Annotated in this window: 14 protein-coding genes and 1 riboswitch; of the genes, 6 read left to right on the top strand and 8 right to left on the bottom strand. The window is 68.5% G+C overall.

Going from position 1 to position 13,840, the window contains the following annotated elements; genetic code table 11:
• Window positions 1-21: 21 nt before the first annotated feature.
• The 3 genes from K8612_RS18640 to K8612_RS18630 are packed head-to-tail and all read right to left on the bottom strand — an operon-like array spanning window position 22 to window position 2,767.
• The gene (locus K8612_RS18640; RefSeq protein WP_223763251.1) at window positions 22-837 is read right to left on the bottom strand and encodes an SDR family NAD(P)-dependent oxidoreductase; all 816 of its coding nucleotides are present in this window, start codon (window positions 835-837) and stop codon (window positions 22-24) included.
• Window positions 838-861: 24 nt separating this feature from the next.
• Window positions 862-1,482, bottom strand: coding sequence for an imm11 family protein (locus K8612_RS18635; RefSeq protein ID WP_223763250.1), 621 nt, complete (start codon window positions 1,480-1,482; stop codon window positions 862-864).
• Window positions 1,469-2,767 carry an AHH domain-containing protein gene (locus K8612_RS18630; RefSeq protein ID WP_223763249.1) on the bottom strand — a complete coding sequence of 433 codons (1,299 nt, stop codon included), beginning with the start codon at window positions 2,765-2,767 and terminating at the stop codon, window positions 1,469-1,471. The genes K8612_RS18635 and K8612_RS18630 overlap by 14 nt, the downstream gene beginning before the upstream one ends.
• 157 nt (window positions 2,768-2,924) lie before the next feature.
• Here K8612_RS18630 and K8612_RS18625 point away from each other — a divergent pair, with 157 nt between their 5' ends.
• The 3 genes from K8612_RS18625 (at window position 2,925) to ahcY (ending at window position 6,184) form a co-directional block, all read left to right on the top strand.
• Window positions 2,925-3,872: a DUF2381 family protein gene (locus K8612_RS18625; protein WP_223763248.1), complete on the top strand. Its 948-nt coding sequence runs from the start codon at window positions 2,925-2,927 to the stop codon at window positions 3,870-3,872.
• Window positions 3,873-4,024: 152 nt separating this feature from the next.
• Window positions 4,025-4,375: a hypothetical protein gene (locus K8612_RS18620; protein WP_370639889.1), complete on the top strand. Its 351-nt coding sequence runs from the start codon at window positions 4,025-4,027 to the stop codon at window positions 4,373-4,375.
• Between the two features lie 213 nt (window positions 4,376-4,588).
• A riboswitch (S-adenosyl-L-homocysteine riboswitch) is annotated at window positions 4,589-4,661 on the top strand.
• Window positions 4,662-4,753: 92 nt separating this feature from the next.
• Window positions 4,754-6,184 (top strand): adenosylhomocysteinase, encoded by a 1,431-nt coding sequence (gene ahcY / locus K8612_RS18615; RefSeq protein ID WP_223739013.1) that lies wholly within the window; start codon window positions 4,754-4,756, stop codon window positions 6,182-6,184.
• A 70-nt stretch (window positions 6,185-6,254) separates the two neighbouring features.
• On the opposite strand, the gene sthA is transcribed toward ahcY, so the two are convergent.
• The 3 genes from sthA to K8612_RS18600 form a co-directional block, all read right to left on the bottom strand.
• Window positions 6,255-7,652, bottom strand: coding sequence for a Si-specific NAD(P)(+) transhydrogenase (sthA, locus tag K8612_RS18610; protein ID WP_223739014.1), 1,398 nt, complete (start codon window positions 7,650-7,652; stop codon window positions 6,255-6,257).
• A gap of 92 nt (window positions 7,653-7,744) precedes the next feature.
• Complete coding sequence (locus K8612_RS18605; RefSeq protein WP_223739015.1) at window positions 7,745-7,918, bottom strand: hypothetical protein; 174 nt, start codon at window positions 7,916-7,918, stop codon at window positions 7,745-7,747.
• Window positions 7,919-7,990: 72 nt separating this feature from the next.
• The gene (locus K8612_RS18600) at window positions 7,991-8,446 is read right to left on the bottom strand and encodes a cupin domain-containing protein (RefSeq protein ID WP_223763247.1); all 456 of its coding nucleotides are present in this window, start codon (window positions 8,444-8,446) and stop codon (window positions 7,991-7,993) included.
• 83 nt (window positions 8,447-8,529) lie between these two features.
• Here K8612_RS18600 and K8612_RS18595 point away from each other — a divergent pair, with 83 nt between their 5' ends.
• The 3 genes from K8612_RS18595 to K8612_RS18585 all read left to right on the top strand — a co-directional run bounded on the left by K8612_RS18595 (window position 8,530) and on the right by K8612_RS18585 (window position 12,186).
• Window positions 8,530-9,972: a PLP-dependent aminotransferase family protein gene (locus K8612_RS18595; protein WP_223763246.1), complete on the top strand. Its 1,443-nt coding sequence runs from the start codon at window positions 8,530-8,532 to the stop codon at window positions 9,970-9,972.
• 90 nt (window positions 9,973-10,062) lie between these two features.
• Window positions 10,063-11,565 carry an acetyl-CoA acetyltransferase gene (locus K8612_RS18590; RefSeq protein ID WP_223763245.1) on the top strand — a complete coding sequence of 501 codons (1,503 nt, stop codon included), beginning with the start codon at window positions 10,063-10,065 and terminating at the stop codon, window positions 11,563-11,565.
• An 84-nt stretch (window positions 11,566-11,649) separates the two neighbouring features.
• Complete coding sequence (locus K8612_RS18585) at window positions 11,650-12,186, top strand: DUF4833 domain-containing protein (protein ID WP_223763244.1); 537 nt, start codon at window positions 11,650-11,652, stop codon at window positions 12,184-12,186.
• A 60-nt stretch (window positions 12,187-12,246) separates the two neighbouring features.
• On the opposite strand, the gene K8612_RS18580 is transcribed toward K8612_RS18585, so the two are convergent.
• Together K8612_RS18580 and K8612_RS18575 are read right to left on the bottom strand one after the other, a co-directional pair.
• Window positions 12,247-12,507, bottom strand: a complete 261-nt coding sequence (locus tag K8612_RS18580) for a hypothetical protein (RefSeq protein WP_223739019.1) — start codon at window positions 12,505-12,507, stop codon at window positions 12,247-12,249.
• 122 nt (window positions 12,508-12,629) lie between these two features.
• Window positions 12,630-13,502, bottom strand: a complete 873-nt coding sequence (locus K8612_RS18575) for a DMT family transporter (protein ID WP_223763243.1) — start codon at window positions 13,500-13,502, stop codon at window positions 12,630-12,632.
• Between the last annotated feature and the right edge of the window lie 338 nt (window positions 13,503-13,840).

Raw genomic sequence — 13,840 nt, 5'->3', positions numbered from 1 at the left:
GGCCACGGGCAGGGCCGCCCGTCAGCGGGAGGCGAGCAGTCGGGCGGTGGTGTCGCGCAACGCCTGTTGTGTGGCCGCGTCCCGGGCCACGGCGGGCCACGGCTGCTCGGTCTCCTCCAGCAGCCAGCGGGCATCCCCGGGAGGGGACCAGCGCTCGCGCGCGAGGATGCGCGCAAGCCGGGCGGCGCAGACCTCCGGGCGCTCCCAGGCGCGCTTCACCTGGGACAGCAGCCAGCCCACGAACCCCGGCCGCGAGCCCAGGTCGGTGCGCACCACGCCCGGGTGGAGCACCACCACGTCCACCTCCGGGTGCGCGGTGGCCACGTCGCGCATGGCCAGCGCGAAGCACAGCTTGGTGTCGCAGTAGGTGCGGATGCTGGAGAAGTCCTCGCCCGTGGGCGTGCGGGCGGCGTCGAAGCGGCCCTTGATGATGAGGCCGGCGCTGACGACCAGGATGCGCCGCAGCCGACCGGACTCCAGCAGCGGGCGCTGCATCACCAGCGGCGCCAGGTGGTTGGTGACGAACGCCGTCTCCAGCCCGTCCGCGTTGAGCACCCGCTGGGACGGCCACAGCCCCGCGTTGTGCACGAGCGTCGCCCCCGGCGCGGCGATCTCCGTCAGGCGCGCCCCCAGCTCCCGGGCCCCGGCCAGCGTCCCCAGGTCCCCCGGCACCGCCAGCGCCCGGCCCCCGAGCCGCTCCACGTCCGCCGCCAGCGCCTGGAGCCGGCCCGCGTCACGGGCCACGAGCAACAGCCGCGTATCCCTGGACGGGGCCAGCGCCAATGCCAGTGCATGGCCAATCCCACGGGAGGCACCAGTCAGGATGAGGTCCGTCATGGTTCCAAGCGTGCCAGGAGGGACTCAGGAATTGAAGGTCCGCGTGTCATTGGACGCGCTGCCCGTGACGCGCTCGAACGACACGCCCAGGTTGCCGACCGCTTCGAGGGCGTTCTTGACGTCTTCCGAGACGATGAACGCAACCTTGAACTTCTTCAGCCGGAAGACCTGCGCGCCCTCGGTCTTGGCGGGGTCGATTCGCAGTCCGTAGATCCAATTGTACTCCCCTTCCAATCCAGGGGGGTGGTCGCCCTCGTCGTAGTGATGCACCTCCCGGCACCGTGCCTCGTCGATGGCATCAACCACCTTGGTGGCGTTGACGACGAAGAACGGGTCGGCCTCTCCCTCAATGGACATCGGGAAGAGCTGCACGTCGCCGGGTGCGAGCGCCCTGAAGACGTTCGCGACGGCTTCGCTGACAATGGGCGTTTCCTCTACTCCTGCGAACACGAAGGTGCGCCTCACTCCGGGATGTGTCACCCAGGATCTGGCTAGGCCAGAGTCTGGTAGGACGCGGCCATCCGTGAACATCCAAGGTTCGTCAAACGCCTGCCCCGAATCCCGTGTCGGCGTCGCAAGGAGCCACTGGGGCACATCTCCAAGCACCACCGAGTAAAAGTGACGTTCCACTTCAATGCTCCCCATTCACAATCAACCTCCGCAGGTCGGAGCCCTGCGTTAGAAGGTCGTTGGCGATTCTCGCAGGTTCTCTCGTCAAACTGGCCCGGCAAGCCTCCGTCGTTTGGCAGCGCGAAACAGAACGATTGAGGCGCCGAATCACCTCTCGGTGATACAGCTCGGGGTGAGGTCCCTCGTGCCCCTTGAGCCGCACCTTGTTGGCGGCATCTTCCAGGCCCATCCCTGCCTTCTTGAACACGTCCTCACATTTCGGCGTCCAAGGGCCGCCTGAGGCAGTCGAAACCAGGTTCTTGTTCGTGCAGATGTGATGGACCGGGCCTTCGGCATCACCCGGAATGCCATTCGAGTACATCGCGCCGGCAGCGGCCCCCCCCGGAGCCAGCGCCACGTTCAGCACTCCCGCGGCAGGCATCGAGATGGACGTCACGCCGCCATTCAGTGCCTCTCCGAGGATGAATCCCGCCTCGGCCTGTCCTCGAAGCGCGGCCAGAGGGAAGCCCGGGAGCCTGGGCCCCTGGGCCGCCATCGCACTCCTTCCGCCCAGGGCCGCGGTGACGAGCAACACCAGGACACGCGTCCCATTGGTCCCGAGCACCTTGCCGAAGCGGTGCCCGATGTCCTGCAACTCGATGACGCTCGTCGCCGTCCCTGCGTCATCCCACAGCCGCACGAAGCCCCGGCCCATCTCCCAGACCGGCACGATGCCCAGATAGGCCACCATCGCCGCGGTCAACGCCACCGCGATGACCTTGGTGACGGGCTCGGGAAGCGTCATGGTGAGGAGTACGGATAACGCGGCCGAGGTCACCATGGCCTTGAGCACCACCGGGTTCAGCAGCTTGCCGATCTCCGCCTCGACACTCCTCCAGACCGCATCCAGCGCGAACGACAGGGCCATCAACGTCCGGTCCTTGCGCGAGAACGTCAGCCCCGTCCCACCCACCAGGGGCAAGCAGTCGTCCCCGTCAGGGCAGATGCGCGCGTACAGCGCGTCAGGTGAACTGCCCGAGCCCGGGTCCGCGAATCCCTTCGAGGACGCGAGCAGGGCCCTGGACCGTACCCACCCCCGCTGGTCGGCCGCATCCGTCTCGCGGAAGGCCACGTCCATGCGCATGTCCAGGATGAGCCGCGTGAGGGCCGCCTTGAAGTCGTCCTCACCCACCCGGACCAGATCCACGTCCAGGGACTCGTGAACCACCTGCCTGCCGGCTCCAACATCCACGTGGACGACGCGGGTGGTTGCACACCCTCCCAGCAAGAGGAGTAACAGAACAAGCCAGATGGATTGCATGGAACTCCCAGGAGCCGGCCCCTCTGGAGATCAGGGGTGCGTCATCCTTACTTCAGGTTTTTAGATTTCAAGGCTTGGTGTGATCTGCATCTTTGTGGGGTTATGGGGTGGTCTTGGGTTGGCCGTCGGCCTTCCATCCTGATACGTTGCCTATTCTATGCGGCTGGGCCCACTCGCAAGATCGATCCTGCTTTTCGTCCTGCTGACCGGAGCGGCCGTGAAGGCAAGCGACAAGTGCGACCGCCCCAATCAGCGGACCATCCTGCTCTCGGAGCACCCGTCAGACGGCACCCAAACCGTCTACGTGAAGGGTCATGTCATCACGACCTTGCGCTTCGAGGCGTTCGTTGATCCGAGCGAGACGAAAGTCATTGGCTGGGAGGGCCGGCTCGAACCGCTGACGGTGGTTCGCAACAAGGTCATCATCGAGCCCATCCGGGACCTCGACAGCGATGAAGGGCTCCCCCTGATCGTGACCCTTGCGGATGGCACTGGGATCCCATTCCTCGTAAGGCCTCCGTGGAGGGAGAAGGATGGCGGTGGGTGGCCACCGATTCTCGACCAGCAGGTCGACGTATTCAAGAATCGGGAGAGCTACGCGGCCATGCACTCGGCCCTGATGGACGCCCTCAAGAAGAACGACGTCCTGACCGAGGAAAACGAGCGCTATCGCAAGGAGGAGAACTCCATCGACCATGCCTACGCGACGCTTCTGGCGAATGGGCAGGCAAAGAAGACGCCGTTTCGATTCGTGGCATCCGCCCGCCCGAAGGACCCGGACATGGAAATGATCGTTGAGGTCTACTCGGGCCAAGGCAAGGCGGCAGCCGTTATCTCCCTGACGAACACGGGCTCCGTCGGCACATGGGAGTTCGCGGACGCCTACCTGACGCGCGACATGACGAGCCACACGAAGCAGTCCTTCGCGCTTCGGATGACCCGTTCCGCGATCGCTCCAGGGCAGTCAGGAACCATCGCCGTCGTAGCGGACAAGAGAGCCTTCGAGAAGAACGGGCAACTGGTGGATCTGGCCCTTCAGATCTTCAGGTCTGACGGCAACCAGCAGGTCCTGGTGAGGATGGATCGCACCCTGGTTCGGCAGTAGAAGTTCCTGACATGCCCACCCGCCGAGCCCCCCTGCTCTCCTCTGTCATCCTGCTTGTCACGTCCTCTGCGTGCACCACGGCCGGTGGCGTTTCATTGCGCTCGGACGGCTCTCCTGGAATGCAGGCGTGTCCAGAGAAGGCGCTCGAAGCCATGCGATACCTGAAGCTGCATGTGGGGGACGCCGCGCTCGTGGAACTGGACGCGAACCAGATGAGATCGCGCCGCATCACCCTCTACGATGGCCCGATTGAGAGCGTCCTCATGCGCGATCTGGGCCCGTTGGAGACGACAACACGGCTGTACGGAGAGGTCTGGACGAGCGGGCCACAGGCCGTTGTCCGGTACTACAAGGCCCATCCACCCGACGGCGACGAGGTCCCCATCTGCGCCGTGGCACGGCTGAGCGAGGACCAGATGCGGAAGCGGCCCGAGTCAAAGCCCGGCACGGCCATTCTCGATGGCTCCGTGGCGTCAGCCGTCGTGGTCAATGCGTTCCGGTGACACCTCGGACACCACGATGGGGACTCGCCCGGTCTCCTGCCCTCCACAGGGAGAGCACGCCCGCGTTCAGCCGGAGGAGGGGGCAGCTTCTCCCACCCCTCGTGACATTCCCTGAGTCTGTCCGCCAGGGCACCCCGGGTGCGACTTCCGGCTGCCCTCCAGGGAGGCAAACTCCCTTTGAAATTCAGGGCGCCTTCCCGTAGTTTCCCCCGCGACTTCGAGGAGCGTTGCGAGGCCTTCCCGGCCCCAGGCTCGAAGCCGAATGACCCAACGGCGCTCACCTGAACGCGTTTCTTGCGAGGGTGAGGCGGCCTTTCTTCCCAGGGCTCGGCCGCTCCCTTGCCAGCAGGCGCGCCACCCTGGATCCGGAGCCACACCATGACCGCGGTTACCAAGCAGCAGAATCAGGACTACGCCATCGCCGACCTCAAGCTCGCGAGCTGGGGCCGCAAGGAGATCCGCATCGCCGAGAGCGAGATGCCCGCGCTCATGGCGATCCGCGAGGAGTACGCGAAGCAGCAGCCGCTCAAGGGCGCTCGCGTCACGGGCTCGCTGCACATGACCATCCAGACGGCCGTGCTGGTGGAGACGCTCCAGGCGCTGGGCGCGCAGGTCCGCTGGGCGTCCTGCAACATCTTCTCCACCCAGGACCACGCCGCCGCCGCGCTGGTGGAGGCCGGCACCCCGGTGTTCGCCCACAAGGGCGAGTCCCTCAAGGAGTACTGGGACTTCACCCACCGCATCTTCGAGTTCGGCCCCGCCGGCAGCGACCACGAGGGTCCGAACATGATCCTCGACGACGGCGGTGACGCCACGCTGCTCATGCACCTGGGCAAGCGCGCGGAGAAGGACCCCTCCGTCATCGCGAACCCCCAGAGCGAGGAGGAGACGGAGCTGTACGCCTCCATCAAGGCCAAGCTCGCCGAGGACGCCACCTGGTACTCGCGCAAGAGCGCCAAGATCCTCGGCGTCACCGAGGAGACGACCACGGGCGTGCACCGCCTGCAGGAGATGTCCCAGAAGGGCACGCTCCTGTTCCGCGCCATCAACGTCAACGACAGCGTGACGAAGAGCAAGTTCGACAACCTCTACGGCTGCCGTGAGTCCCTGGTGGACGGCATCAAGCGCGCCACGGACGTGATGGTGGCCGGGAAGATCGCCGTCGTCGCGGGCTACGGCGACGTGGGCAAGGGCTCCGCGCAGGCCCTGCGCGCGCTGTCCGCCCAGGTGTGGGTGACCGAAATCGACCCCATCTGCGCGCTCCAGGCCGCGATGGAGGGCTACCGCGTCGTGACCATGGACTACGCCGCGGACAAGGCGGACATCTTCGTCACCGCCACGGGCAACAAGTCCGTCATCACCCATGAGCACATGGCCAAGATGAAGGACCAGGCCATCGTCTGCAACATCGGCCACTTCGACAATGAGATCGAGGTCGCCTCCCTGGAGAAGTACCAGTGGGAGGAGATCAAGCCCCAGGTCGACCACGTCATCTTCCCGGACAACAAGCGCATCATCCTGCTGGCCAAGGGCCGTCTGGTGAACCTGGGCTGCGGCACCGGCCACCCCAGCTACGTGATGTCCAGCTCCTTCGCGAACCAGACCATCGCGCAGATCGAGCTGTACTCGCACAGCGACAAGTACCAGGTGGGCAAGGTGTACGTGCTGCCCAAGCACCTGGACGAGAAGGTCGCCCGCCTCCAGCTCAAGAAGCTCAACGCCCAGCTCACGGAGCTCACCCCCGAGCAGGCGAAGTACATCGGCGTGGAGAAGAGCGGCCCCTACAAGCAGGACACCTACCGCTACTAAGCGGCGCGTCCTGACGTGACACATTCGGGGCACCGTGGGCCTTCCAGCGCCCGCGGTGCCCTTCGTGTTTTCAGAACAGCCGGTTGAGGCCGTTGAGCGCCGCCACGCGGTACGCCTCCGCCATGGTGGGGTAGTTGAAGGTCGTGTTGATGAAGTAGTCGATGCCGTTGCCCGGCCAGTCCTGCGCCATGATGGCCTGGCCGATGTGGATGATCTCGGAGGCGTTGTCCCCGAAGCAGTGGATGCCGAGAATCTCTCGCGTCTCCCGGTGGAACAGCAGCTTCAGCATGCCCACGGTGCGGCCCGTGATCTGCGCGCGCGCCAGGCTCTTGAAGAAGGCGTGGCCCACTTCATAGGGGACCCCCGCCTGGGTGAGCTCGCGCTCGGTGCGGCCCAGGCTGCTGATTTCGGGGCTGGTGTAGATGCCGGTGGGGATGTCCTTCACCAGCTTGTGCTCCATCCGCCCCTCCACGATGTGCGTGGCGGCGAAGCGGCCCTGGTCATAGGACGCGCTCGCCAGGGACGGGGCGCCCACCACGTCGCCCACCGCGTAGATGTGGGGCACGGACGTCTGGTAGCCGTCGTTGACCTGGATGCACCCGCGCGAGTCCACCGCGATGCCCAGCGCCTCCAGCCCCAGGTCCTGGCTGTTGCCGGAGCGGCCGTTGGCCCAGAGGAAGACGTCCGCCTTCAGCCGCTTGCCGCTCTTGAGCTGGAGCACCACGCTGTCGTCGTGCGGCTCCACGGAGACCATCTCCTCCTGGTGGCGGATGAGCACGCCCTGCTCCCGCAGGTGGTAGGACAGGGCGTCGGAGATTTCATCGTCCAGGAAGGACAGGAGCCGGTCGCGCGTGTTCACCAGGTCCACCTTCACGCCGAGCATCCGGAACATGGAGGCGTACTCGCAGCCGATGACGCCCGCGCCGTAGATGATCATCGACAGCGGGGACTCGCGCAGCTTGAGGATGGTGTCCGAGTCGAAGATGCGCGGGTGGCGGAAGTCCACGCCCGCGGGCCGGTAGGGCCTGGAGCCCGTGGCGATGACGAAGGCGTCCGCGGTGAGCAGCTCCACGGAGCCGCGCGGCTCCGTCACCTCCACCGTGTGCGCGTCCCGGAACTTCGCGCGGCCCGTCAACAGCTCCACGCGGTTGCGCTCGTAGAAGGTGGTGCGGAGCTGCACCTGCTTGGACACGACGGTGGTCGCCACGCGCATCATGTCGTTGAGCGTGGTGTGCCGGGCCAGCTCCGCCCGCATCTCCGGGTGGTCCTGCTGCACGTCCAGCAGCCGCTGGATGGCGTGGCGCAGCGCCTTGGAGGGGATGGTGGCGGTGTGGGTGCAGGCGCCGCCCACCAGGGCTCCCTGCTCCACGGTGCACACCTTGCGGCCGGACTTCACCGCCTTCATCGAGGCCCCTTCACCGCCGGGACCGGAGCCGAGGACCACCACGTCGAACCGCCGAGCGCTCATGGGGCCGGAGTGTTCCCCCAACCCCGGCCCCGAGGGAAGAAATCACCTGGGGGCCGGGCACTGCTTCACACATCAGGGCGGCTGGGACGACGTCAGTAGGACGCCTGAAGCGTCAGCCCGGAGGAGTCCGTGTAGCCCTTGATCATCACGTGATAGACGCCCGCCGTGGGGGCGTTGATGAGGCACGGCTCCGTGTTGCCGCCGGTCAGGAGGCGGCGCTCCGATGCCTCCCGCTTCCAGGACTCCGGTGGGCTCCAGCTCCGCACCGCACCCCGCCAGGCAAGCGTGTCTGGCATTGCTGCCGCGGGATGGCCGCGCGTGGCCGAGGCTCCTTCGGGCTACTCGAGCGTGGCGAGGAACTCGGCGCCGTGCTCCTGGCACCAGCGCCGGTACGTCTCCAGCCGCTCCGCGGGGCTCACGCTCTTGAGGACCTGGCCGTCTTCGCCCAGGTATTCGATGGCGCCCTTCACGGTGATGTGCAGGACAACGGGCTCGTCGCCCACGACCTGCCAGCTATCGACGTTGCCGGGCGGCTCATGGACATACGTGCCCGGGCCAATCACCTCGCCGGTGTCGAGCAGCTTGCGGCGCCCGGAGATGTTGAAGGCGTGCGACTCGCCGACATGGCGGTGCCGGGGGATGAGGGTGCCGGGCTCCAGGCGGAAGAGGTACATCCAGCCGCTGCCGTCGCGGAAGAAGCGCAGCGGCTTGAACGCGAGCCCGGGCCGGCCCATGGGGATCCACGGCATGCGTTCGGAGTCGACGGGGTGGGAGGCGTAGGAGGAATCGGTCATGCCCGCAGGATGGTCCGCCGCTGGCCCGGTGACAGGGCCAGGATTGACGAATTCCATTGGGCCAATCCGTGGGAGGATGCCGCATGGACTTCCATGTGGAGCTCCGGGGGCGCCGGGACCTGGCCGGGCAGATCTACCGGGGGCTGCGCGCGGCCATCCTGGACGGACGGCTGCGGCGCGGGGAGCGGTTGCCGCCCACCCGCGAGCTGGCCCTGCGCCTGGACGTGGCTCGCAACACCGTGGGCGTGGCGTATGAGTGGCTCACCGCCGAGGGCCTCATCGCGGGGCGCACGCGGGCGGGGAGCTTCGTCCAGGGAGAGGCCTCCCGGCCGCGCGGCAGGGCAGGGCGGGCGGCGCAGGTGCCGCTGCGAGCCCGGGCCTTCTGGCGCGCGCTGCCGGACCTGCCCGCGCCGCTGGCCCCCGCCGCGTATGACTTTGGCGTGGGCAGCCCGGATGTCTCGGGCTTCCCCTTCGAGTCCTGGCGCCGGCTGGTGTCTCGCCAGCTCCGGCCCGCCACGGTGGCCGGAGGCTACGTGGACGCCGCCGGGCACCGGGGGCTGCGGGAGGCGGTGGCGCGGCACGTGGGCGTCGCGCGGGGCGTGCGCGCGGAGGCGGACGACGTGTTCATCACCAATGGCGCGCAGCAGGCGTTGGACCTCGTGGGCCGGGTGCTCATCGAGCCGGGGGATTGCGTCGCCATGGAGGAGCCGGGCTATCCGCCCGCGCGGCAGGTGTTCCAGTCGCTGGGCGCGCGCGTCGTGCCCGTGCCGGTGGACGCGGAGGGGCTGGACGTGGCGGCGCTGCCGGACACCGCGCGGCTCGTCTATGTCACGCCGTCACACCAGTTCCCGCTGGGCATGCCCATGTCCCCCGCGCGCCGGGTGGCGCTGCTGGAGTGGGCGAAGCGGCGGGACGCGGTGGTGATGGAAGACGACTACGACAGCGAGTTCCGCTTTGGCGGCCGGCCCCTGGAGACCCTGCATGGGATGGACCGCTCCGGACGGGTGCTCTACGTGGGCTCGTTCTCGAAGGTGATGGTCCCCATGTTGCGGATGGGGTTCCTCGTCGCGCCGCCGTCGCTCCAGCGGGAGCTGCGGTGGGCCCGGCGCGTGATGGACTGGCACAGTCCGGTGCCGGAGCAGGCCGCGCTCGCGCGGTTCATCGACAGCGGGCTGCTGGCGCGGCACATCCGCAAGATGCGGCGGGACTATGAGGCGCGGCACGCGCGCGTGGTGGACGGGCTCTCACGTCACTGCGGCGACTGGCTCCAGGAGGTGCCCTCCGTGGCGGGCCTGCACCTGTGCGCGACATTCCGGCGGGGCGGTCTGGCATTGGAACGGGAGACCGTGACCCGGGCGCGGGCCGCGGGCGTCGGGCTCATCACCCTGTCGCGCTACTTCGCGGGGCCGCGCGCCCGGCCGGGGCTGGTGTTGGGTTATGGCGGCATTCCCGCGACACACATTCCGGAAGGAATGAAGCGGCTGGGGGTCTGTCTTTCGAAGCTGGAGGGGCTGACGAGGGATTGAGCAGCGCCTGTCGCTCGCCAGGACCCGGGTAGTATCGGCGCATTGACCGGGCTGGCTGGCCGTGGGAGCAGGTCGGTCAGGAGGCGAGGCATGAAGGACGCGAACCGGATTCCCGTCATCGTGGGCGTGGGGCAGATCAACGACCGGCCGGAGGACCCGCTGCGGGGCCTGGATTCGCTGGGCTTGATGGAGGCCGCGCTGCGAGCGGCGGACGCGGATGCGGGCGGTGGCTGGCTCTCCCGGTTGGACTCGCTGGCGGTGGTGGATCAGCTCTCGTTCCGGCAGGTGGGCCCGTTGCCGCTGGCGCTGGCGGAGCGGCTGGGCGCCCGGCCTCGCCTCCAGGAGCAGACGGCGGAGGCCAGCGGCGACAGCCCGGTGCGGTTGCTCCACGAGGCCGCCCTCCGCGTTGCCTCCGGCGCGGTGGAGGTCGCGGCGGTCGTGGGCGGCGAGGCGCTGCGCACGGCGGCCCGGCGTGCGGCGCTGGCGGCGGGGGACGCACCCTCCGCGCACAACGCCGCGACAAGCATCGGCGTCCAGGCGCACGCGGCCTACCGGAAGCGCTACGGCCTCAACTCGCCGGTCGACGTGTATCCCCTCTATGAGAACGCCGGCCGCGCCGCGTATGGCCAGACCCTGGCGGAGGCGCAGCGGGAGAGCGGGGAGATCTGGTCGCGGTTCTCGCAAGTCGCCGCGAGCAACCCGGGCGCGTGGATCCGCGAGCCCGCGTCCGTGGCGGACATCCTGACGCCCTCCGCGTCCAACCGGCCCATCGCGTTCCCGTACTGCAAGCGGATGGTGGCGAACAGCGCGGTCAACCAGGGCGCGGGGTTCCTGGTCACCAGCCTGGCGAAGGCGCTCGCGCGGGGCGTACCGGAGGACCGCCTCGTGTACGTGGGACAGGGCGCGGCGGCGCACGAGCCGGAGGACTTCCTCGCGCGCGATGGCTATGCAAGCTCACCGAGCATGGCCGTGTCGCTGCGCCGCACGCTGGAGCTGAACGGGCTGACCGTCGACGCGTTGGACTTCGTGGAGCTCTACAGTTGCTTCCCCTGCGTGCCGAAGATGGCGCGCCGGGTGCTGGGCTGGCCGGTGGAGAAGCCCGCCACCGTGTTCGGTGGGCTCACGTTCGGCGGCGGCCCCATCGCCAACTACATGGGCCACGCGGTGGTCAGCATGGTGCAGCGGCTGCGTGAGCAGGGACGACACGGCCTGCTCTTCGGCAACGGCGGCTTCGCGACCTACAATCACAGCCTCGTGCTCACGCGCGAGCCGCGGCTCGCCGGAGCGGTCCCCCAGTCCTTCGAACATCAGGCGGAAGCGGACGCCGCGCGCGGCCCCATCCCTCCGTTCGTGGAGGACGCCACGGGCCCCGGCCGTATCGAGACGTACACGGTGCTGTACGAACGCGACGGCAGCCCGAGGTTCGGTGTCATCGTCGGGCGCGGGGCATCCGGTGAGCGCTTCCTCGCGAAGGTCCCGGCCCATGACACCGCGGGCATCGACTTCCTGTGCGACGGGAAGGAGGAGCCCGTGGGCAGTGAAGGACAGGCCGTCTCCAGTCCTGGCGGGGACATCCTCTGGCGCCGGGCTTGAGGGACGGGTGACATTGCCGGGGGAACAGGGGTATGCGTCCTCCCGATACGGCCTCGCGGGCGACGGCCGTCACCGCGCCATCCTATGTCTCCTGAATCCGGGCTCCGCAACCTCACCGCCGTCGCGCTGACGACCGTCGCGACCCTGGCCTCCGCGGCCGGGGCGCCCCTCCCGGCGCAGTCCGCCTTCTTCCTGTCCCGGAGCGAGAACCGGAACCAGGTCCACTACGCCCTGCGCCTGGACGAGGCTTGCCGCCCCGTGGGGACGCATCCCGTGCAGGTGTACTGGCGGATGATGGAGCGCGGGCCCTCGGAGGTGGAGGAGCTGCTGGGCGTCGAGCAGCCCGTGTATGGGCTGGAGGACCCGCAGCAGGTCGAAGCCACCGACAATGGCTGGCGGGTACGGGTGCGCCTGCGGGCCTTTCCCTCGCGCCCCATCGACATCACCGCCGCGCGGGTCGACGGCCAATGCCAGCTCCAGGCGTGGACGAAGCTGGGCGACAGCGTCTCCCGGCTGGAGCACGTCTTCGTGAAGACGTCCTGGCCCTTCTCGGTCGACTTCGTGCGGCTGGATGGCGTGGGCCCGGATGGGCAGCCCGTCCATGAGCTGATCCGCCAGTGAGGCAGCGTTCCCCGCGCCTCTGACAGGCCTTCCCTGCCAGAGGCGGCTGCCGCGGGGACTTCAGGTGCTCAAGCAGACCCACTTGTTGAAGGGGATCTCCTGGCAGAAGCACTCGCCAAAGGTGCCATTGGCCCACTGGCAGCCCGTCTCCGCCCCCGGAGAACAGGTGCGGGTCTGGAGCGTCTCACAGCTCGTGGCGAGCGCGGCGGAGTCCTGACCGGGCTGCACACCGCTCTCCGCATCATCCGTCACTTCCGCGCCACCACAGCCCATCCCGAAGATGGAGACGACGGCGAACATCGCGAACCCACGAAGCAACATGTGACGCTCCCTTTCGCTGGTGAGGCATTGATGCAACTGCGAATGAGAGTGTTGGTCAAGCTTTGCCTGGAAAACGCGATGCCGCTGAAAAGCTACGCGTGGGGCGGTCTTGGCGTCTGGGATTAGCGTTTCGCCGTCATGGGGCGCTGCTTCGCACGCAGGCTCAGCAGAACGCCCGCGAGCAGCGCGGTGCCGCCCCAGAGCAGCCGCTGGGTGAGGGGCTCTCCCAGCAGCAGCACGGCGCCCACCGCCGCGATGACCGGGACGGACAATTGCACCACCGCCGCGCGCGCGCTGCTCAGGTGTGGCAGCGCCGCGTACCAGAGGCTGTAGCCCACACCCGAGGCGAGCGCGCCTGACGTGACGGCGAGCAGCAGCCCCTTCGACGAGAGGTGTGGGGCCGCGTCCAGAGCGCGGGCGAGCATCACGAGCGCCAGGGCCAGCGGCACGCCGCGCACGAAGTTGCCGGCCGTTGCCGCCAGAGGGTCCGTGCTCCCACGCCCCCGCAGGCTGTAGATGCCCCACGCCACGCCCGCCGCGGCCATGAGCCCCGCGCCGAGCGCATCCGGCGCGCTCGCTCCAGGAAGCGTGAGCCCCGCGAGCCCCGCGAGTGCCACCGCGAGCCCCGCCCATTCGAGCGCGCGGGGCCGCTCACCGCGCGCGAGCCCTGCCGCGAGCATGGTGAGCTGCACGCAGCCGAACAGCAGCAGGGCGCCCACGCCCGCTCCGATGCGCACATACGCGAAGCTGAAGCCGGCCGCATACACGAAGAGCGCGAGCGCGGAGGCCCAGCTCCCGTGCCCCGTTGCTCCGCGGCCGCCCTGTCGCAGCCGCAGCAGCAGCGCCAGCACCAGCGCTCCCGACGCAAGCCGGACCAGCGTGAACGAACCCGCGTCGATGCTTCGCGCCGCGCCACCCGAGAGGGCCGCGCGGCACAGCAGCGAGTTCGCGGCGAAGCCCAGGAGGGCCAGCAGGGTGAGGAGGGGCGTGCTCACGCAGCAGGGACATAGCGGACCGCGTGATGCGCGTCACGTCACCCGGGCATCGCCTCCCGAGGTCCCGGGATGTGAACCACTGCGCAGGGGCGGGCCGAACGAGGGAACCGCGACCGCGCCGAGCGCCGTCAGTTCCCACACATCTGCTTATCACGCGTCGACCGTTGAACCCGATCCGCCACTGACGTGATGTCGAGGGCGCCGGGCTCACCAGGGTTGCGCAATGCCAGTTGGGATTTCCCAATGTCGTCGTGAATGTCCAGACAAGACATACTCCCGGGGGATCGCTTGAGAGGCGCGTCCATCCTCTGACGACTCGGACAGTGGCTTGAGCACGG

This window comes from Corallococcus sp. AS-1-6 (assembly GCF_020037015.1).
Taxonomy (GTDB): domain Bacteria; phylum Myxococcota; class Myxococcia; order Myxococcales; family Myxococcaceae; genus Corallococcus.
This window is presented reverse-complemented; position numbering and strand designations above follow the sequence as displayed.

What these genes read in the sequence shown, in the direction of transcription:
- K8612_RS18590 (WP_223763245.1), top strand. Translation starts at nt 10,063, where the DNA reads ATGAAGGACGCGAACCGGATTCCCGTCATCGTGGGCGTGGGGCAGATC.
- K8612_RS18625 (WP_223763248.1), top strand. Translation starts at nt 2,925, where the DNA reads ATGCGGCTGGGCCCACTCGCAAGATCGATCCTGCTTTTCGTCCTGCTG.
- K8612_RS18580 (WP_223739019.1), bottom strand. Translation starts at nt 12,507, where the DNA reads ATGTTGCTTCGTGGGTTCGCGATGTTCGCCGTCGTCTCCATCTTCGGG.
- K8612_RS18600 (WP_223763247.1), bottom strand. Translation starts at nt 8,446, where the DNA reads ATGACCGATTCCTCCTACGCCTCCCACCCCGTCGACTCCGAACGCATG.
- K8612_RS18595 (WP_223763246.1), top strand. Translation starts at nt 8,530, where the DNA reads ATGGACTTCCATGTGGAGCTCCGGGGGCGCCGGGACCTGGCCGGGCAG.
- ahcY (WP_223739013.1), top strand. Translation starts at nt 4,754, where the DNA reads ATGACCGCGGTTACCAAGCAGCAGAATCAGGACTACGCCATCGCCGAC.
- K8612_RS18640 (WP_223763251.1), bottom strand. Translation starts at nt 837, where the DNA reads ATGACGGACCTCATCCTGACTGGTGCCTCCCGTGGGATTGGCCATGCA.
- K8612_RS18630 (WP_223763249.1), bottom strand. Translation starts at nt 2,767, where the DNA reads ATGCAATCCATCTGGCTTGTTCTGTTACTCCTCTTGCTGGGAGGGTGT.
- K8612_RS18620 (WP_370639889.1), top strand. Translation starts at nt 4,025, where the DNA reads ATGCGATACCTGAAGCTGCATGTGGGGGACGCCGCGCTCGTGGAACTG.
- K8612_RS18635 (WP_223763250.1), bottom strand. Translation starts at nt 1,482, where the DNA reads ATGGGGAGCATTGAAGTGGAACGTCACTTTTACTCGGTGGTGCTTGGA.
- sthA (WP_223739014.1), bottom strand. Translation starts at nt 7,652, where the DNA reads ATGAGCGCTCGGCGGTTCGACGTGGTGGTCCTCGGCTCCGGTCCCGGC.
- K8612_RS18585 (WP_223763244.1), top strand. Translation starts at nt 11,650, where the DNA reads ATGTCTCCTGAATCCGGGCTCCGCAACCTCACCGCCGTCGCGCTGACG.